Origin of the sequence: Thalassomonas actiniarum (genome assembly GCF_000948975.2) — a bacterium.
In the GTDB taxonomy this organism is placed as follows: domain Bacteria; phylum Pseudomonadota; class Gammaproteobacteria; order Enterobacterales; family Alteromonadaceae; genus Thalassomonas; species Thalassomonas actiniarum.
Genome location: NZ_CP059735.1, coordinates 2,509,819 through 2,529,132, shown reverse-complemented (window position 1 = coordinate 2,529,132; position 19,314 = coordinate 2,509,819). Strand labels below are relative to the sequence as shown.

Sequence of the window (19,314 nt, the reverse complement as noted above, 5' to 3'; positions counted from 1 at the left end):
CTCTACAACTCATCCCTTTATTTTGGGGATCATGGTTATTTTTTATGCCTAAGTCAAGCGCTATATTCAAGCGCCTGTACTTAGCGTTAACCTGCGCTCTTTGCTATAACAACAACTTGAGGATAACCTCAAAAAGACGAGCCCCCATAAAAAGTAATGGCTTCATTGTCTTGATTAGCCGTTGGCCAGCTCCAATTCTGCCATTTTACTTTTACAGCCCAAATATAAAACCAGGGTTTTGAGCATTAAATAAAATAAACCGCAAAATTCAATCAGGAGTAACAAGGCGAACAGCCAATAAAAGGCAGGATAAAGCACAGTCACCAGCAAACTCAAACCACTGAGTATATGGCTGATAAAAAGCAGGCGGCCATACTTTTTCGGCAACAGTTCATGCATGTTCGGCAAATACTGCATCGCCTGAAAATTCATTAAACATTGTTGCTGCAAATGGTTATAACTTAAAAAGGGTAAGATCTTTAACAGCAATCCCTGGATCACCGAGAGCACATAAAAATAAAGATACGCTGCCATCAGCCACATGTGTTTTTTGCTGTTAAACAGTTCCGGCAGAGCATCTTCTGGCATCAGGAAAACGGCGGTGATCACAAATAAACTAACTGCCGATAAGCGCCAATAATCCAGGGTATTATCAGGTACTTTACGTTTGCGCCGGGCTATCACCCGCAATAATACAGCGGCAAATAAACAGTTAAGCAATAATAACAGCAGTACAGGTTCACTCAGCACTCCGCTACTTTCACCGATGTTAGGGCTGTTTAATCCCCGCCAAAATAACCAAAACAAGAGAGTTAAAATCAGCAAGGGAAACGATCGACTCAACCATTTGGGAAAATCTGGTGCGACATGGAACATGGGGATCACCTGAAAACTGACCCCGATGATCAACATGGCTACCCATCCCGCCAGCCCGGCAAACACGTGTAAATTGGTATAAACCTTATGCCCGGGAATAAACTCGATGCCTAAATTGCGGCTAAGCAGCAAGCCCCCCAAGATCACGGTAACGGCTAAAGCCAATACCGCCAGACGGATGGCATTTATCGTCGCTCCCTGGCTCAGCTTTTGCGCTAACACCCAGGTTACCGCCACCAGATATAAGCAAAATCCCGTAAGCAAAAGTGCCAGCGCCGTTTGCATCAAAAGCAACTGCTGCGGCTGGGACCAGACAAAAGCTAACATCAAAATCACGCTGCCGCAGACATGCAGCACATGACAGGCACCGCCTAATAAGCGCACCTTGGGAATACCGACCCCACCAACCACAGGCAGTAGCTGCAATAATGCCCCCATCATCACCGTAGTAATAAAACCTAAGGTAAAACCGTGGGTGATGGTCAGCATGGCCGGATGCCAGCGGCTAAGCCAGGGATCCGGTCCGGCGAAAAAAATAAAGCCCGCCAATAAAATTACCATCAACGCCGCGCTAATAAAATAACGAAATGGAACAGTTAACGGCGGCATCACGGAAAAAGATAAACCGCTGAGTTTCATAGCCGTGCTTTATCCGTTGCCAACAAGTAATCCAACAGCCGGTCTTGCTCGGCTAAACGGTAGATATAAATAAAATAACGGATAGCTGTGTTTGGGTTCTCGGCCCCCTGATTAGCAGCATCAGGGCTATTAACCTGGCACGAATATCCCCAGCCTGCAGGCTGCAGCTTTTCATAAAGCGGTACCGGCTCACGGCTGTGCGCGACCCTAAGATACTGGCCAGCTTGCAGCTCAGCCAGAGCCATGAGAATTTTGCTCATGGGATCCGGCGGAGCCAATTCACTGACATCAAGATAAATTTCATCCATGTCTTACACTCAAATTATTCCTGCCCCTAAACCGCCTCGGCTTCGCTTTGTTCGCAATATTCCTTAAGATCATTTAATGTTTTATCACCATCGCTGATATGCTGCTGGCTCATGGGATACAACATCATTTCTTCTTTCATATTATGTTGCTGCATCAGCACCATTAAGGTTTCCGACAAGCCCAGATAAACTTCCTGATCGGCAGCTGCCAGTGCCTGGTTTAACTGCTGTACCAGGGCGCGCATTTGCTCATGTTCGCCGCGCATCACCATAGTAGGGCCCTGGGTAATGCCGGTCGCCTGTTCAAAGCGGGGAAATAAAATAGTTTCTTCCGCTTCAAGATGCGCCTCCAGTTCCCGGGTAAAGATTTGCCATTCTTCCTGTGCCAACGGCCAGTTGCCGATGGCAACGGCTGATTCGGCAGCAGAAAAAACATCATCGCAGTGACGGTGCTGGCAGGTCATATAATCTGGAATTGAACTCATAGAGGTTTACTCCTTTACTTAATTTAATCTTAGCGCTGGTGGCCCGGCTATTGCCTTGGCGATCACTTTCGCTATTACCTTAACTTTTACCTTAATGAGGCAAGTGTAAAGGGGAAAAAAGTTAGGGATATTGACCTGAAATAAGAAACGCCTACTTTGGCGAAAAAGCAAGTTATGACATGATATCGGTTTTTACTATCCAAGTAGTTAATAATAAAATATGACATTTGACAGAGCACTTGTCGGGGTATGGCATTATGAATATCGAACAAATATGGAAAGCATATAAAAACCACCTCAAAGCATTTCTTCATGCTAACATCAACAACCCGGCCGATGTCGATGACTTGTTACAGGAGATACTGATCAAGTCATACCTGAACTTGAAGACCATTAAAGATAACACCAGCATTAATGCCTGGCTGTTTCAAATCGCCCGGCGAACAATTATAGATTTTTACCGGCAAAAAGGCAGAGACCAAAAACTGGGTGACGATGAACTCTGGTACCGGCAAGAGCAGCCCGGCGTACACACACAATTGGCCAGGTGTCTAACCCCTTTTATCCAGTCGCTAACCGCAAAAGACGCCGAACTGTTAACGCAAATCGAGATCAACGGTCTGTCGCAAAAGACCTATGCCGAGCAAAATCAACTGAAATACTCGACCCTGAAATCCAGGGTACAAAAAGCCCGGGAGCAACTGCACAAACGTTTTAGCGACTGTTGTGAATTATCCCTTGATGCTCAAGGTAATATCTCTGATTTCACCCCCAAAAATACTCAATGCAAAAAATGTTAAATTGACTTCGTCTTTGTTATGAGATGAAGCAAAAGAGAGCATAATGCTGAAAATCATCCGTTTTAAGATTTGTCCGGGCATACTTAACCGGGCTTAGGCCAAAACGTTACCGACTTAGGAAAAAGGTGAGTTTATGTACCCACCTTTTCCTCCATCTGTTTGTATAACCTCAATATCAACGGCTAAAAGTCCGGTCAAACGGTGAATTTTCAATACCTGACCACGGGTTATTACCTATAATCAGGTCAGCGTTCCCCTGATTATGTTTGCAGATATGCAGCCAAAAACACTCGCTATTGTCGTCACGTTTTTACCCCTTATCGTGATGAACCTGGTTTATGTCATGAGTGCCACCGCCGAGTTAGTACCAAGCTGTATTCCTTATCTTGACGGTTGCACTTCCATCAGCCGGGCGGCGCGGCGTGGCAATGCCATTTTTGTTTTTCGCGCCTGCATGATAGTCCAGGCGGTATTTTTAGCCGGGTACTGGGTCATTGCCCGGCAATGGTTAAACCAACTGGCCGGAAAAGCCTTAAGGCCGGCAACTATTATGTGCAGCTTAGGCATCATAGCCTCCTTATTTCTGATCCTCTATGCGGATTTTTTGGGCACCGACGGCCGTATCTACCGGTATATGCGCCAATACGGCATCATCTTTTTTTTCACCCTCACCCCCTTTGCACAAATGATCATGGTAAATGAGCTGTTTAAATTAACAAAGCAGCAGAATTTTTCCCCCCTCTATATCGCCGTGATACGCTACCAGATAGGGGTAGTGATCTGTATTTTAGCCTTGGGCCTGATCAGCCTGTTCCTTTCCTACAGCGGCAATAGCAGCTTTGAGCGGGAAAATATCCTGGAATGGAACTATGCTGTGTTGATGTCGATTTTCCACTTAGGTTCCTGCCTGCTGTGGGGGGATGTGAAGATTCATATTTCCGTTAAGCAGAGAGAGTAATGGTGAGGCCCGAATGTTTCCGGCCAGAATTGGTTATTATTTATATTGCTTAAATTTTTTACTCTTGCAGCTAGTAAGTTCCCCCCTTTGGGCCAACACAGGTACGGCCCCCTGCCCCAGACCTGAATTTACTTTTATCAGTCACCCAATCTTCGATGAGAACCAGCCGCAAACCTACTTTTTCCATCGCTGGGCAAACTATTTACATATCAAAACCAAAGAAATCACCTTAAAAAACGAGTCGGCGTTTTTCACACAAAAATGCCGTTTTTTACCAGATGACCTGGACCAGCTGGAGCGGCACTTGCGGGATAAAAAATACCTCCATAAGGCCAAAGTTTCCATGGATAAAGCTGGCAACCGGGTGAGGATTGAAGTCTGGGATAACTGGTCATTATTGCCCTCTCTCGACCTAGCCCGTAAAGGCGGTGAAAACCGCTTTGCCATAGGGCTTAAAGACAGGAATCTGCTGGGGTTAGGCATTGACGCCGAGATCAAGTCTTTTTCCAACTCACAGCGCAGCGGCTTTAAATTTGACGGCCATGTGCCGCTGTTTTTACACAATCACAGCCAGGCCAGTTACCGGATATCAGACAATGATGACGGCAAGCAGCTATCCCTTTTTTTATCTAAACCTTTTGTCAGCCTCAGCAGTAGTAATGCCTTTACACTTGGTTTCAATGATGAAGAAAGGGAAGATACCATTTACCAAAACGGTGAAAACGACACGGTTTTTCGTCATGACATCCGTTATAAGACCGCCAGTTTCGGCTGGCTAAAAAAACAGACACCGGGCTATTCCCTCAGATACGAGCTGGGCATCACGCAGGATAAGCACAGCTTCAGCCAACGAGAAGACCCGGCCAAGCATATCCCGGACAATGAATTACCCCGAGACAGGTATTTTTTATATCCCTGGCTGGGGCTTGAATATATCGAGAATGACTACCGGACACTGAGAAACCTGCAGCTGATCAGCCAGCACGAAGATGTCAACCTGGGCTGGCAGCTAAAATCCAGCGTAGGTGTCAGCACCACAGATAAGCAAAATAGCGCCGATATTTTATGGCAGGCCGAAATACATAAAGGCTATAAATTGTTTAAAGATTCCCATTTACTGTTATCCGCCAGGCATGAAGGCCACCATGGCAGCAATACCCGGTTATTAACCCAAGTCTCCGCCGAGCTTTTTCATGTATTATCAGGGCGCTGGACACTGTATTTTAAAAACATCTCCAAATTCAGCCATAACCAGTATTTAGATCTGCCTGTCGCCTTAGGCGGCGGTAAGGGGCTTCGGGGTTATCCGCTGCAATATCAGCACGGCAAAAACAGCATTTTATTTACCGGCGAACTCAGGTATTACCCCGGGATCAACCTTTACCGGCTGTTTGATATGGGAGCGGCGTTATTTCTCGACAGCGGTAAAACCAGCGGCAGCACACCGCGGGAAAACATAGAACCGGGCTGGCTGCAATCTGTCGGCCTGGGGCTGAGGCTTTTTACCCCTCATGCCCGACGGGATGGCCAGGTAATACATGTCGATTTAGCCTATCCGCTGACCGATAATCCGGATATCGACGGTTGGGAAATTCGCCTGGAAAGCAAACGGGCATTCTGATTTCAGGCAATGCAGCCGTTAACACTGACTATTGGCCACTTTGTCCGTATAATTGCCCCTAATTTCAATTGATATGAGCAGATTATGAGCGACAACAAGCAGGAAAATGCAACAGAGCATCCGGTACTGGCCGAATTTCTTAGCGCAGTAAAACCAGAACAGGTACTGTGGGCATTACAGGATAAAGACAGTGAGGACTGGGTTGTCCTGGCCTCGGTCAACTTTGAAGAAACAGATGTTATGCCGGTATGGTCAAGCGAGCAACTTGCCGGGCAACATTGCATTGACGAATGGCAGGATTATCAGCCGGCACAAATCAGCGTATCCGACTGGCTGGAATTCTGGATTGAAGATCTCAATGAAGACGGCATTATTATCGGGGTTAACTGGCCTGTTGAAGGAGATTGCCTGGAGCTGGAGCTGGCGGACTTTAGTCAGGCCATCGCCGCGATAGAAGATTTGGCTTAACACCGTTATCCCGCCAAACAAACCGGTGCACTCCTTTTCGTCCCCAGGGTAAGATGCGCCGGTTATTTTTGACGTCAAGTAAAGATATAAGTATCACATCCGGCCTTTTACGGTATCAGCCCGCCGGTGTAACCACAGCCCGTCCCGGCATTTGTCCGCGGCAACAAGCCAATAAGGTATTGATAGCTCATTTGTTTCATCAAGCAAAAAATAATAAACCATCACCTTAACTCTGCTTCATCAAAAGTGTTAAAGCTTCTTCATAATCAAAATTATCCAGGGCATCCGTGATTAAAGTCAGCATTTCAGCATTAAGATGCTGGCCGGCGCCGGCCCTGAATTCAAGCAACAGGGATTCTGGAATCAGCTCACTTTTAGTTAACAAGTCGATCAATAGTTGTTTGACCTCTTGATAATCGCGCACCTGAATATTCCCCTTTTCCACTTCATTGAGCTGGAGTATTTTCCGGGCATCACCAAGGGATTGCTGGAGTAAATGACAAAATTGCTCAAATGCTGCCAGCTCAAGACTGCCGCTTTCAACAATCATCTGCTCAAGGGCGAGGGCTTGTTCATAGACAAGATACATACCTAAATTACCACTGGTGCCTTTTACCGCATGGATGATTTTTTCAATCCCCTCCACGGGCGCCCGGGCGGCATCCCCGGCCAGTTGCTCCAGTACCTCTTGCCCCTGGCGGACATAAAGGGATAAGGCTTTGAGATAAATTTCGGGGCTTTCTACAGCCTCAGGCCGCTTATGGTTAAAATCAACGGCGTTAAGGCCGGGAGGCAAATGCAATAAGATTTTCTCCGGCAGTTTACGCGAGCACACCACCTCTGCCCCGGAAACAGCCAATCCTCCCTGAAGTTCCCCGAGGGCGTTATCTTCCCTGTTTTCCACCGACAGCCAGCGACAAAGCGCCTGTACTATGGCCTCCCTGGCTAAAGGCTTTGTCAGGTAATCGTCCATACCGGCATTGAGACACTTTTCCCGATCACCTTTCATGGCATTGGCGGTCATGGCAATCACAGGAACTTTAAGATATCTTTCACCGGCTTTACCACGGCGGATACGGCGGGTGGTTTCATAACCATCGAGCTCTGGCATCTGACAATCCATAAAAATCAGGGTATAGGCAGCATCTTGCGGCGACTCTCTTAACCCGGCGATGGCTTCAAAGCCGTTACCGGCAAAATCACAATCAAGAGACAACTCCTGCAACAGTCCCTGAACCACCAGTTGGTTCACCTGGTTATCTTCCACCAGCAAAATCCGGGTATCGGCGGGCCAAAGCGGTAAGGGCTGAGCAGACAAATGATCCCGGCCAAAAGTATCCAGGTAAGCCCGGGTGACTATCCTGGCATGCTCCGGACTAATTTCTGCTTCAGCCGTAACCACAGACAAGGCATCAAATAAATCGGCGGTGGCTACCGGCTTGCTAAAAAAGCCGCTAAAGCCCATTTCATATAAGGCCTGATGATCATTGCTTTCCGGCATAGACGTCATCAGGATCATTTTCATACCGTCAAACCGGGATTGTTGACGGATAGCTTTTGCCAGAGACTTGCCGTCCATTTCCGGCATATGCAAATCTATCAGGGCAATATCAAATAAATGTTCTTGATGTTGCCGGCACAAGGCCAGTGCCGCATCGCCGCTTTGTGCTTCAACCACAGATGCCCCCCAGTGCTCCAGCTGATGACGATAAATTTCCCGGTTGGTTGCATTATCATCAACAATCAAGATATTCAAACGGCTGATATCGACCTTTGGCATCACTTTCACCGAACGGGCACTGGGTTTAAGTAAAACATCAAAGGTAAAGCAGCTGCCTTTTCCCAGCTCACTTGTCACCCTGATATCTCCCGACATCTGCTGACATAACCTTTTGCAGATAGTCAGTCCCAGCCCGGTACCGCCGTATTTTCGGGTCGTGGAGACATCCGCCTGGGTAAAGGAGTCGAACAGGATCGCAATAGCATCCTCAGCAATGCCATCTCCGGTATCGCGCACACTGCAAATAAATTTTAAAGTTTCACCGCCTGATTGCTCCAGCGAAGCAGTGATCACTACTTCACCTTCATGGGTAAACTTGATGGCATTACTGAGCAAATTAATCACTATCTGGCGCAAACGGCTCTGGTCCCCTATCACCATGGAATAATCAATATCGGTTACATCCAGCAACAGCTCCAGGCTTTTTTCATCGGCGCGAAACGCCATACTCAGGGCTATTTCTTCCAGCAGATGACGTAAGTCAAAGTCCAGCTCTTCCAGTTCGATTTTCCCCGCTTCTATTTTAGAAAAATCGAGAATATCATTAATCAAAGACAACAGCGCCTTAGCACTGTTTTCTGCCACCGTAACCCTGTGTTGCTGCTCTGTGGTCAGGGGACTGTTAGCCAGTAATCCCAGCATGCCGAGCACCCCGTTCATGGGAGTGCGGATCTCATGACTCATACTGGCCAGAAAATCGCTTTTCGCCCGGTTGGCGGTTTCCGCCTGCAACCTGGCCTGCTCCAGCTCAGCCTCGTAACGCTTCCTTTCGCTGATATCGGTATGAATGGCAACATAGGCCCGCGGATTGCCGGTATCGCTGCTAAAGGTGGCAATAGTGGCTTCAACCCAGTATAAATGGCCGTCTTTGGCGCGATTACAGACTTCATTATGCCAGACCTCGCCGGCATTCACCGTGCGGTACATTTGCTGCCAAAAGGCCTGGTCATGCTGATCGGAAGCAAGTAACCGGTGATTTTTTCCCAGCAGCTCATCACTGGTATAACCGCTTATTTCAACAAATTTTTCATTCACATAGCTGATATTGCCGTCAAGATCGGTTACGGCAACAATGGCATGCTGATCCAGGATGAATTTTTGCTCCTTCAGATCAAGCAGCGCCTGCCTTAATTGTCTTTCTGCCTGTTTTCTTTTACTGATATCCAGGGCAACACCGACCAAACCTAAGGTTTTATTTTCACTGGAAAGAATAGGCACTTTGGTGATTAAAAAGTCGTGTGCACTGACGCTTTCATGCAAGCCCTGCTCTTCAAATTGCACTGCTTTGCCGCTGCTCATCACTTGCCGGTCAACCTTCATCAACCGCTCGGCAATGTCCCTGGAAAACATCTGCAGGTCGGTTTTACCCAAGACTTCTTTTTGCGGCAAACCAACCACCTGCTCAAACATATTATTAACGAGTTGGTGATGCCCTAAGGCATCTTTAAAAAAAATCGCCGCCGGCACATTATCTACAACTATCTGCAAACGCTGTTCGTTGCTAGCCAATTCTTGCAGCGCCTGTTCCAGCTCCCGGGTACGGGTAAAGACCCTGTCTTCCAAGCTATCATGGGCTAGCTGCAAAGCCCGGTTTGCCCGACTACCAAGCACCATAGTAAACAGGGTAAAAGCAATAGAAATGACCACCATCACGGCAAGTACAGAAAACACAGTAAGCCGGGCTGTGTAATAAGCTTCCATGGCTTCATCGGCATCGATTTCCGTGGTCATACCGATCCCCAGCACAGGATCCCAAAGCCAGGCCCCCATCACCTTAATACCACGATAATCGCGATAACTGCGAATATCAGAGCCGGTTTCACCGGCAATGGCACTCTTGGCCATCCGGGTCAACGGGCGCGCCTTAACCGGTAGCACCGGCTCAAAACCCTGGATCAGGTCGCCGCCGGGATCCCGGATTTCAATAGAAAGAATACTTTGGGTATTTTCCTGCAACAGCCCGTTTTTCAGCAGGTTGGCCTCGAACCGGCTCTTAGATAACAGCTGCCCTTGGCTGTCAAAAGAATAGGTTTCACCACTGGTGCCCATCCTACCCAGATAGTGTATCCGGGCAAATTCCCCGTGAGGATTAAAACGCTCGGCCAGTGCCGCTATCACCTTGCCGTTACTGTCCTTCACCGGGGCCAAAAAAAACATGGTCGGCGGATAATCATGGCCGGCAACATTGGCCACACCGGCTGAAACCACATCGGATATTATCGGCGGCACCAGCAAAGCTTCCCCTTGAAAGACACGCTGCAACAGCTCAGGCCTTTGCCGGGAAATCAAGTTCACCTGCCCGAAATCAGACACTTGCATCGCCCCAAGATTAGTGCCGTCTTCTGCGATAACAAAGAAACCGGTATAATTACCTTTGGCTTGCAACCCGGTAAACAAAAGCTGCAATTTTTCAGCAACCATGACCGCAGCCTGCCTGTTCCCCCGGCGGATAAAAGAGAGCTGGTTGCTAACATAGGAAAGCAGCTCAGGACTGGCGGCAAGCTCCTGCAATCCGTTGATTTGATCTGTCGCCCAAATATTCATGGCTTCCTGGCTGGTAGTAACTACGGTTTCTAAAGAATCACGTACCTGCTCCTCAATTTTGCCGCGCACATTATCCAGCGCCCACCAGGCCAGAAACAAAGCGATGGCCAATAAAAAGGTATTTAACATTACCGCAATTTGTTTGCCGCCGGCAGAAGCAAACGGATAAGCCAGCGGATTTTTTTTAGAACGATCCAATAAACGAAACAGCAACAAGGTGATCAGAATAACCAGAAACAAAACAACCGTAAGCATCACCAGGTGACGCCATTTTTTATCAGACCCAAAAGACGTCACCCCACCATTTTGCTGCTCTTGGACCGCAGGTGCAAGCCAGCGGTTGTCCAAAACAGCCAGCTCCTCCGGTTTAACGCTGGCCATGGCTTTGTTTAACAGCGATGCCAGTTCAGGCCAATCCTTACGCACCGCCAGATGATAATTATGAGCCGTTCCCTGGCGTGCCTGCAGCTCTGCGGCAATATGAAGGTTATTAAGCAATAATTTACGACTCAGATAATTGACAACCGCAAGTTCATTGACAGTGGCATCTGCCTTGCCTAAAGCAACGGCCTTTAATGCCGACTCGTTATTTTCAACTAAAAGAATAGCAACCTCCGGCAATTCTTTTGTTAATATGCTTATGGCGGCATCTCCTTTGACGGCAGCCACTTTCCTGCCGTCAAGATCAGCTAACCCTGCGATCTCACTTTCATCCCGGCGGGTCACAATCACATTGACAGAAACTTTATAAGCCTGGCTAAAAAGTAAAAATTGCTCCCGTTCCGGCGGGTAACGAAACAGAGTATGGAGCAGATCTATTTCTTTTTGTTTCCCCCTGTTGAGCAAACCAGCAAAGTTGTCCTGGACATATTCGGCCTGGATCCCCAAGCGTTTAAATAACATTTCAATATAATCAACAGAATAGCCGACAGCTTGGCCATTAAGATAAAAAGCATAGGGGGCATAATCGACTTCGTTGCCAACACGGATCACTGGGTGTGATGTTAACCAGGCTAATTCTTTTTCGCTCAGTTCAAGCCCGCCAGCTCTCGTCTTTTTCATTGGCAGCGTTGGCGCCAAGGCACCGGAACTTATCGGGGTTCCGGCTTGTATCCCCGGCACAAGAAAATTGCCGTTCGCGCCGGATTGCACCTCTTTTATCGGGGGAGTTGAATTATTTTCAGGTTCAAACGGCAAGCTTTCCAGTGCCGACAGGCGAAAACAGCTAAAAAGCAAAAGTACGCAGACAATAAATTTAGAGAGGGTTTTAGCATCACTCACGATCAGCCTCAGGCTTGATCCGCCGATGTTATATCAAGATTTTAAAGTCAGTATAGTCAATGCCCCTGATATTCTCCGCTATGCTTTTATTTCCAAACCATGGGCGAATAGAGATTCGCGCTGAATTTACTTCTGCTATACTTTAATCGACAGTTATTGTAACACCATGAAATAATGAAAGAAAAAAAACAATTAGTCAGGCAATACCGTATATTGCTGGTGGAAGACGAAGCCGCTAATATTCAAATGATTTCCGGGTATTTAAGCACTGACTATATTCTTGCCATTGCCAAAACCAGAAAGAGAGCCCTGGAACTGCTCAGTAGCTCTGCGTTCGACCTGATGTTGCTCGATATCCAGCTACCTGACGGCAACGGCTTCGAAATATGCCAGCATGTGGTCACCAACCGGGAAAAGTATGGCAATATCAGTATTATTTTTATGACCAGTCTGGATTCTCCGGATGATGAAGCCCGGGGCTTAAGTCTTGGCGGTAACGACTATATCCATAAACCCGTCAATGATGTGGTGCTGCGCGCCAGGGTAAAACTTCAAATTCAATTGATCAGAAAAAACGAATTGCTCGAACATCTCACCTGTTTCGACGCCCTAACGGAAATCCCCAATCGCAGGGCATTTGATGATCAGCTAAAAAAAGAATGGCACCGGGCCCGGCGTGAGCATAAATACTTGTCGTTAGCCATACTCGATATCGATTATTTCAAGCAATACAATGATCTCTACGGACATCCGGCAGGCGATCAATGCCTGAGAATTATGGCCGCCAATTTAACCGACTCTTTTGTCAGAAATTCTGACTTTATTGCCCGTTACGGCGGAGAGGAATTTGCAGTACTGCTTTACGATACCGATCTGGAAACCTCGATACAACTAATGGAAAAATCACTGGCGACTTTCGTTGAAAAAAATATAGAACACCAAGGGTCCAGTGTGAAGTCCTGTGTCACCTTTAGTGCCGGCATATGCACCGCCGATCCGGCAACAGGCGTATTCAGCGACTTTGTCAACACCGCAGATAAAGAGTTATACCAGGCAAAAAACCTTGGCCGGGCACAAATTTGCGGCAAATACTTAACCTCATAACCCTTGTCACCTGCTGTAAGCTAAATAAAATGCGTTAGCGCTTTATCAGGGTTGAGAGCCGGGTCATCATGCGTTAACTTATCCGCTAACAGAGATAATTTACCGACTGATAGCTGAGTGTTTCAATTTTAAATGCTCAAGCATGAATGCCTTTTGGGAGTGGCAATGGATAGGGTTTTTACAACATTAGCAAACATCATGAAAAAACATGCCGCAAAGCTGGAAATCACCACAGATAAACCCGGCAACCTTTACATCAATACCGGCAAACTCGATGCCAAAAAGAAAGCCATTTTCTTTGGCATGGTGAAACAATCTAAAGATAAAGTGGCCTATCACCTGATGCCGGTTTATTGTAATCCTGAGTTACTCTCAAATATCTCTGTTGAATTAAAAAAGAAAATGCAGGGAAAGTCCTGTTTTAATTTTAAAGCACTTGATACGGACTTATTTACTGAGCTTGATGCTTTAACAAACGCCGGCTTAGCAGACTACCAAAAAGCGGACAAGATCTAACAGGGATAACAGTACAATCAGCCAAGCACCAGGCCAAATTTGCAGAATAAACGAGAAAAGCAGTATTTACGGTTAAAAACGCCTTTCAAATCACACTAAACCCAACTGGTATTTAATTTGTTGTGCTAAGCGTTCCACACTGGCATGGCCTTCATCAATTAACTCCTGTGCACGGTGATATTCCATCATGCCAAAATCCCCCAACTGGGGTTCGATCAAAATTTCCGGCGGCTCCCCCGCCAGTTTCGCCCGGGTCACTCTGGCCTGCATAATTTCCAATGCCCCGGTGAAGGTTCCCAGCATACTCGGGGACTGGGGTTGTACTTTTTCCTCAGGATCCCGTTTGAGCCACTGATTGACTAAGGTTTTGCTTTTAGCGAAGAAGTTATCGGTTTTTTCCTGATTGTGCTGATGCTCCCGGGTATGGCTTTCCCGCAAATGCGGCCGGTGATCTGAATTTAAATTAACCCCGATGATAAAATCCGCCCCCAGATGGCGGCATAACGACACCGGCACGGGGTTGACCAAGGCACCGTCCACCAGCCAGCGATTTTGCCCGCGATGCCACACCGAGGGAAATAATGCCGGGGTAGCACAAGATGCCCTGACCGCTTCAATGACATCGCCATGGGTAAACCACACTTCCTTGCCGCTGTATAAATCCGTGGCCACCACACCAAAGGGCTTTTCCAGCAGTTCAAACGACGGCAAGGAAAATTCCTGCAGCTGCCTGAAGACTTTTTCACCATTGGCGATACCACCGCGGTTAAAACCGACGCCCATTAAACCGGCCACTTGCCATTCACTCAGGCTTTTCACCCAGGTTTTTAAGCTGCCAAGGTTATCATTGGCATATACTGCGCCGACATAAGAGCCTACCGAACAACCGGCAATCACATCGACACGAATGCCCATCTGGTCCAGGGCTTCAATCACGCCGATATGTGCCCATCCACGCGCAGAGCCGCTGCCCAGCGCCAAGCCTATTTTCATAACATAACGCTCCTGTTATTTTTTTCACACCCTATGCTATTAATATTGTTAAATTTTGTTAATAAATCAAACCTATCATTAAAAAGCGATCTCAAGTCTTTAGTCGTTTAAAATACAGCTTGGCCAGCAAATATGCCTTTGTTCCTTGCCGATGCCAGGCATCAAAGGTTTTATCGGGATGGTTAAATAAACAGGCAAAACGAAATTTGAGCAGATGATGTTGATAACCTTTTATTCCCAGAGCGGCAAAGTGCCGCTTTGTTATGAAGAAAATTTTCCCCCTCAGCAATCAAGCTCCCAACTGATAAAATAATGCAAACTCACACCATTTCCCGATAGCAGAGAAGAAAAAATCAAGGTAAAGTTAACAACCCAGCCATTTGTTATCATTCAGGAGTATTATGATAACGGTTCGTCAATTTACTAAAAACGATTTCCCTGCCGTACAAGAGATATACCGGCAAGGGATCAATAGCGGTAATGCCACCTTCGAAACCCAGGTAAAACCCTGGCAGCAATGGCATCAGGCGATGCTGGAGCCTTGCCGCTTAGTCGCGGAAAAAGACGAAAGCATTCTCGGCTGGGCCTCCCTTTCCCCTATTTCGGCCCGAGCCGTCTACAGCGGTGTTGCAGAAGTCAGTATTTATATTGCTGACAGTGCTCAGGGACAGGGCATAGGCCGGCAACTGATGTCACAGTTAGTAACCATGTCAGAAGCGCATAATATCTGGACGTTGCAGGCAGCCATTTTTCCGGAAAATAAAGCCAGCATTCACTTGCACCAAAAACATGGCTTTCAAGTTTTAGGCGTAAGAAAGCACTTAGGGAAATTAAAAGGGATCTGGCGCGATGTCGTGTTAATGGAAAGGCGCAGTACACAAGTCGGCACAGACTGAATATGCGCTTTCATATAACAAAAGTTATAAAACAGTGAAGAAACTATCGGAGATGCCATTGAACAAGTTTGAACTGCAAACACCAAGACTCAAAATCCGGGAAATATCAAGCCAGGATCTGGATAACTTACCCCGGGTATTAGCCGATCCACAAGTGATGTTATATTCCACCGTTGGCGTGCATAACCGCGAACAAATCCAGGCCTATATCGAAAATTGCCAACAGCAATACCTGATACCGGGATATGGTACCCGTGCCATCGTTGATAAGGTTACAAATGAGTTTATCGGTATTTGTGGTTTACACAAAGAAAATTTGGATGACCGGGCTCTCACCCACCTTAACTACCGCCTGGCGGTTAAACACCAGGGAAAAGGTTATGCCAGCGAAGCCGTAAACGGCCTGCTGACCATGGCAAAAGACACCCTGAACCTTGATTGTGTATCGGCCCTGATTGAACCGGAAAATCGCGCTTCGGTGAATGTCGTGACCCGCCAGGGCTTTGATTATCGCAACACAACCTCTTTTCGCGGCTTTAAAGTGGATGTTTACCAAATAAAGATTTAACCAAAGGTCTTTCAGCGCCTGAATCACAATAATGCCAGTTCAAAACATCGCTATTTGACCCGCTAGAACACAATAACCACAAAAAGCACCTGCCCGGGTGATTTTCACACTACATCTGGTGAAATACCCGGCAAAACTTCACTACAAGCCCCATTACACTGTGTGTAATACCATGTAATACCGTTTTCAAGTGAAACCCCCTAACATAGCCTTGTTGAATTAAATTGATGTAAATGGATTTTCTTCATAATAAAAATCGGGGAAATAACATGGTTTCCATTAACAAAAACAAGGGTAGTAGGGTGTATTTCGAAATATTGAACAAGACACAGCAGCAAATGTCTCAAATTGAAAAAGCAATGGCGGGTGAATATAAAAACGCCGATTTTATGCTGGAAATCACCGAATCGGATAGCCCGTTTTCCCCCATGGAAGCTGAGAATACAGATACAGCCAGCCAGGTCTTAGCTGACAGTGAAGATAACTGCCACTCACTCGATCAAGTGTTTAATTCCGTACTGATGAAACGCCTGGCAAGCTTGAGAAACAAATAAGCCAATAACAGGTAAACCGGTCAGTAAAAACCGATAAGCAGTAGATACTGTTTATCGGTTTTTTATTAGCAATAAAATTTTTTTCCTTTATTTATTGAGATGTTACTTAGCCTTGATTCAGATCAAAAAAAACCGTCAGCCGCTGGCTTAGAATAACTTCGTGGCATTAACCTCAACTCGTGCCATTTTCATATTACAGGAAGGAAATGATCAGCAGTTTTGGACACACAAATTGATCTATTTCGTATTGCCTATAAAAGAAAGATCAAACGGAAAAGCATTGCTGGATACTGGCTTTGAAGTTATTTTGATCTTTCTTTTTTTTATTGCCGCTTTCTGCCTTAACTTAATATCCTTACTTATCACCTGGCATTAGCTGGCAATTCACTAAAATTGGACAATAAAAACAAAGCTGAGCTGTCTTTAACGCAACAGTTGATAAATTGTGGCTGATAATCCGATTCGGCAACATAACTCACCATATCAAAGTCGGGTTGATCCATCTGGTTAATGATGTCTTCCGGCACTGCCAACCGGGTAGCGAGCATCATGCGGTAACTATACCTTTGATGATATATTTCCTTGAGAAAAAACATATCATAACTTATCCCTTCTCCTTCCAAACGACTTGGAGTGAGGATAAATTCGGCAATGGCAATCGCCACTAAAGTAAATTTGGTTTTTCTGTCGTTATTCGGACTCAGCTTGATCACGGGTTTGTTATCTTCTTCACAGATATAAATCCGGCATAAGTCCGTCATCTGGCGGTCAAGCTCTATCCTGATATTAAAGAACTCGGTAATTTCCTTTAAATTGACGTTGCCATCATGGGTGCTTTCTTTGATTAATTTTTCAAGAACCGACGGGATCATCTATGCTCTCCGCTAAAGCTAAACTGTATCCTTTGCTGTAATTTTAGCAGAACTGAGCTATTCACTGATTTTATTAACAGAAAGTTCCCCCTATCAGTGAAGCAATAGATAAATCATCATATTGAACTAGGATAAAAGAGTTGTCCCAAAAAACGGCATACAGGCTGCCAACCTGAATATTGATGTCGTCAGCAACAAGTGTTACCGCCTCTTTTTATATTTATATCAAGGAGATAAGAATGAAGCCAGGGTTTATGATAGGTTATTTAGAAAGTTGGGGAAACATCACTTTTACCGAAGCTGCCGCACAAGGTTACGATACGCTGATCATGGCATTTGGCAGTATCGACGGAGCAAATATCGGCATTTATAACGGAATATTTAATCCCTCCCCCACCCCGGACGAGCTTATTGCCGATATCAAAAACGCCAAAGCCAGGGGAGCAAAGAACCTGTTATTTTCCGTTGGCGGCAAGAACAACACCTACACCCCCGGAGATACCCCTGTGGGCGATATTGCCCGGTCACTGGTCAATTTCCTTAGAAGATACGGTTTTACCGGTGTTGATTTTGATCTGGAAATTAACTGCAACGCCAATTACCTTTGCCAACTGTGCCGGGAAATTAAAAAACGCGATAGCAGCTTAATGCTCACCGCCGCACCGCAAATTAATCAGACGGAGCAAGGGGGCGATTTGTTTCTGGTCGCCGGTGGCAATCACAGAGTATATGACTTGGCTATCAAAAGCCGCCTGTTTGACCGCTTGTTGATTCAGGCTTATAACAACCCCTGGCCGGAAATATCCGGATACAATGAGACCGAACTGGGCTTTATCCAGGCGGCCTTTAAAAACCTGAAGCGCACCATCCCCAAAGAAACCTTAATCGCCATCGGCCAGCCCGCCTGTATTAAAGGCGCCGGTACCAGCATCTTCAACGGCCCCAATGCCGGAGACAATATCTACCAGGGCATCAGTAAACAATATCAAATGATCTGTGATGATCCGCAGTTTGGCGGCATTATGGAATGGAGTATCAACTGGGATAAAGCGGCGGGTTACCCTTTTATCGATGCGGTAAAAAATATCAATTAAGGATGATAGACGATTAAGACAAGGCAAACTCAAGCTTTAACAGCCCGGTTTGCCCTGTCGGCACTAAGGCAGGTTAAAGCAGTTAAACCTTTTGTTTGAGCAAGGCCTTTATTTCAGCCAGCTCCCGTTCCAGTTTATCTATTTGCGCCCTGCTTGCCGGCTCTCCCCCTTCAGCGGTTTCGCCATGGGCCTGGGCGCGGAAGTTTTCATGCTCCTGCCCCATCACTTCCAGTACGGTACCGACCATCATATTCAGGAAAATAAAGGCGGTAAGGAAAATAAAACTCAGATAGTAAATCCAGCTCATGGGATGTACCGCCATGGTTTCATACATAACATCGGTCCAGTCTTCAAAGGTTGCCACCCTAAACAGGGTCAGCATAGAAATGGACAGATCCCCCCATAACACCTCATTAATCTGGTTAAACAAAATGCTGCCGATGGCGGCATAAATATAGAAGATCACAAACATTAGCAATCCGATATAACCCATGCGCGGGATGGCTTTAAGCAAGGCATTTATCAGGATACGCAGTTCCGGCACCATAGACACCAGACGTAACACCCGAAACACCCTTAACAAGCGCGCCAGCAACACACCCGAGCCCCCGGTAGGAATAAGGCTGCCAATAACAATCACGGTATCAAAAATATTCCAGCCGCTTTTAAAAAACTTCTTTTTCTCGGGAAAGGCCAGGTAGCGGATCACTATCTCGATAACAAAAAACACCGTCACCCCAACATCCAATGCAGATAACAGGGCAAATGCCTGCGGGGGCAAGTCATGGGTCTTGGCGCCGATTAACAGCGCAGATAAGATAATGACGGCAATCACTATGCCTTGAAAAATATTACTCGAATCCAGTTTTTTAAGACTGCGTTGTATACGAAAAACTTGTGAATTCATCTCTTACTCAGGATCTCTCTTTTAATAAATTGGTTAATCTGTTGATGCTT

At 46.3% G+C, this 19,314-nt stretch carries 17 protein-coding genes; 10 read left to right on the top strand and 7 right to left on the bottom strand.

All coding sequences use genetic code 11. The features are described from left to right. Window positions 1-174 precede the first annotated feature (174 nt). The 3 genes from SG35_RS11005 to SG35_RS10995 are packed head-to-tail and all read right to left on the bottom strand — an operon-like array spanning window position 175 to window position 2,308. Window positions 175-1,515 (bottom strand): hypothetical protein, encoded by a 1,341-nt coding sequence (locus SG35_RS11005; protein WP_044833464.1) that lies wholly within the window; start codon window positions 1,513-1,515, stop codon window positions 175-177. Next, window positions 1,512-1,823, bottom strand: a complete 312-nt coding sequence (locus tag SG35_RS11000) for a DUF2249 domain-containing protein (RefSeq protein ID WP_053043106.1) — start codon at window positions 1,821-1,823, stop codon at window positions 1,512-1,514. The genes SG35_RS11005 and SG35_RS11000 overlap by 4 nt, the downstream gene beginning before the upstream one ends. 26 nt (window positions 1,824-1,849) lie before the next feature. Next, window positions 1,850-2,308 carry a hemerythrin domain-containing protein gene (locus SG35_RS10995; protein WP_044833465.1) on the bottom strand — a complete coding sequence of 153 codons (459 nt, stop codon included), beginning with the start codon at window positions 2,306-2,308 and terminating at the stop codon, window positions 1,850-1,852. Between the two features lie 257 nt (window positions 2,309-2,565). Between SG35_RS10995 and sigZ the strand changes: the two genes are divergently transcribed. The 4 genes from sigZ (at window position 2,566) to SG35_RS10975 (ending at window position 6,155) form a co-directional block, all read left to right on the top strand. Continuing rightward, window positions 2,566-3,108 carry an RNA polymerase sigma factor SigZ gene (gene sigZ, locus SG35_RS10990; protein ID WP_044833466.1) on the top strand — a complete coding sequence of 181 codons (543 nt, stop codon included), beginning with the start codon at window positions 2,566-2,568 and terminating at the stop codon, window positions 3,106-3,108. 274 nt (window positions 3,109-3,382) lie between these two features. Beyond that, on the top strand, window positions 3,383-4,066 hold the full coding sequence (locus SG35_RS10985) for a hypothetical protein (RefSeq protein ID WP_152646659.1): 684 nt from the start codon (window positions 3,383-3,385) through the stop codon (window positions 4,064-4,066). A gap of 13 nt (window positions 4,067-4,079) precedes the next feature. Beyond that, window positions 4,080-5,687, top strand: coding sequence for a BamA/TamA family outer membrane protein (locus SG35_RS10980; RefSeq protein ID WP_044833468.1), 1,608 nt, complete (start codon window positions 4,080-4,082; stop codon window positions 5,685-5,687). Window positions 5,688-5,771: 84 nt separating this feature from the next. Continuing rightward, complete coding sequence (locus SG35_RS10975) at window positions 5,772-6,155, top strand: DUF2750 domain-containing protein (protein ID WP_044833469.1); 384 nt, start codon at window positions 5,772-5,774, stop codon at window positions 6,153-6,155. A gap of 226 nt (window positions 6,156-6,381) precedes the next feature. Here the strand turns inward: SG35_RS10975 and SG35_RS10970 are convergent, their stop codons facing one another. Then, window positions 6,382-11,760 (bottom strand): response regulator, encoded by a 5,379-nt coding sequence (locus SG35_RS10970; protein WP_053043107.1) that lies wholly within the window; start codon window positions 11,758-11,760, stop codon window positions 6,382-6,384. A gap of 174 nt (window positions 11,761-11,934) precedes the next feature. Between SG35_RS10970 and SG35_RS10965 the strand changes: the two genes are divergently transcribed. Then, window positions 11,935-12,864, top strand: a complete 930-nt coding sequence (locus tag SG35_RS10965) for a GGDEF domain-containing response regulator (RefSeq protein ID WP_044833470.1) — start codon at window positions 11,935-11,937, stop codon at window positions 12,862-12,864. 198 nt (window positions 12,865-13,062) lie between these two features. Then, a complete protein-coding gene (locus tag SG35_RS10960; RefSeq protein ID WP_236702614.1) occupies window positions 13,063-13,380 on the top strand; it encodes a hypothetical protein in 318 nt (105 codons plus the stop codon). Window positions 13,381-13,470: 90 nt separating this feature from the next. On the opposite strand, the gene rssA is transcribed toward SG35_RS10960, so the two are convergent. Continuing rightward, a complete protein-coding gene (gene rssA / locus SG35_RS10955; RefSeq protein ID WP_044833472.1) occupies window positions 13,471-14,373 on the bottom strand; it encodes a patatin-like phospholipase RssA in 903 nt (300 codons plus the stop codon). Window positions 14,374-14,774: 401 nt separating this feature from the next. Between rssA and SG35_RS10950 the strand changes: the two genes are divergently transcribed. The 3 genes from SG35_RS10950 to SG35_RS10940 all read left to right on the top strand — a co-directional run bounded on the left by SG35_RS10950 (window position 14,775) and on the right by SG35_RS10940 (window position 16,391). Next, window positions 14,775-15,269: a GNAT family N-acetyltransferase gene (locus SG35_RS10950; protein ID WP_337993196.1), complete on the top strand. Its 495-nt coding sequence runs from the start codon at window positions 14,775-14,777 to the stop codon at window positions 15,267-15,269. Window positions 15,270-15,327: 58 nt separating this feature from the next. After that, entirely contained in the window at window positions 15,328-15,837 is a 510-nt protein-coding gene (locus tag SG35_RS10945; protein ID WP_236702615.1) for a GNAT family N-acetyltransferase, read from the top strand. Between the two features lie 302 nt (window positions 15,838-16,139). After that, complete coding sequence (locus tag SG35_RS10940) at window positions 16,140-16,391, top strand: hypothetical protein (protein ID WP_044833474.1); 252 nt, start codon at window positions 16,140-16,142, stop codon at window positions 16,389-16,391. Window positions 16,392-16,753: 362 nt separating this feature from the next. Here the strand turns inward: SG35_RS10940 and SG35_RS10935 are convergent, their stop codons facing one another. Beyond that, window positions 16,754-17,263, bottom strand: coding sequence for a hypothetical protein (locus SG35_RS10935; RefSeq protein ID WP_044833476.1), 510 nt, complete (start codon window positions 17,261-17,263; stop codon window positions 16,754-16,756). Window positions 17,264-17,502: 239 nt separating this feature from the next. Here SG35_RS10935 and SG35_RS10930 point away from each other — a divergent pair, with 239 nt between their 5' ends. After that, window positions 17,503-18,357, top strand: a complete 855-nt coding sequence (locus tag SG35_RS10930) for a glycosyl hydrolase family 18 protein (protein WP_044833477.1) — start codon at window positions 17,503-17,505, stop codon at window positions 18,355-18,357. Between the two features lie 82 nt (window positions 18,358-18,439). Here SG35_RS10930 and SG35_RS10925 read toward each other — a convergent pair whose 3' ends face one another. Further along, window positions 18,440-19,264, bottom strand: coding sequence for an ion transporter (locus SG35_RS10925; protein ID WP_044833478.1), 825 nt, complete (start codon window positions 19,262-19,264; stop codon window positions 18,440-18,442). Between the last annotated feature and the right edge of the window lie 50 nt (window positions 19,265-19,314).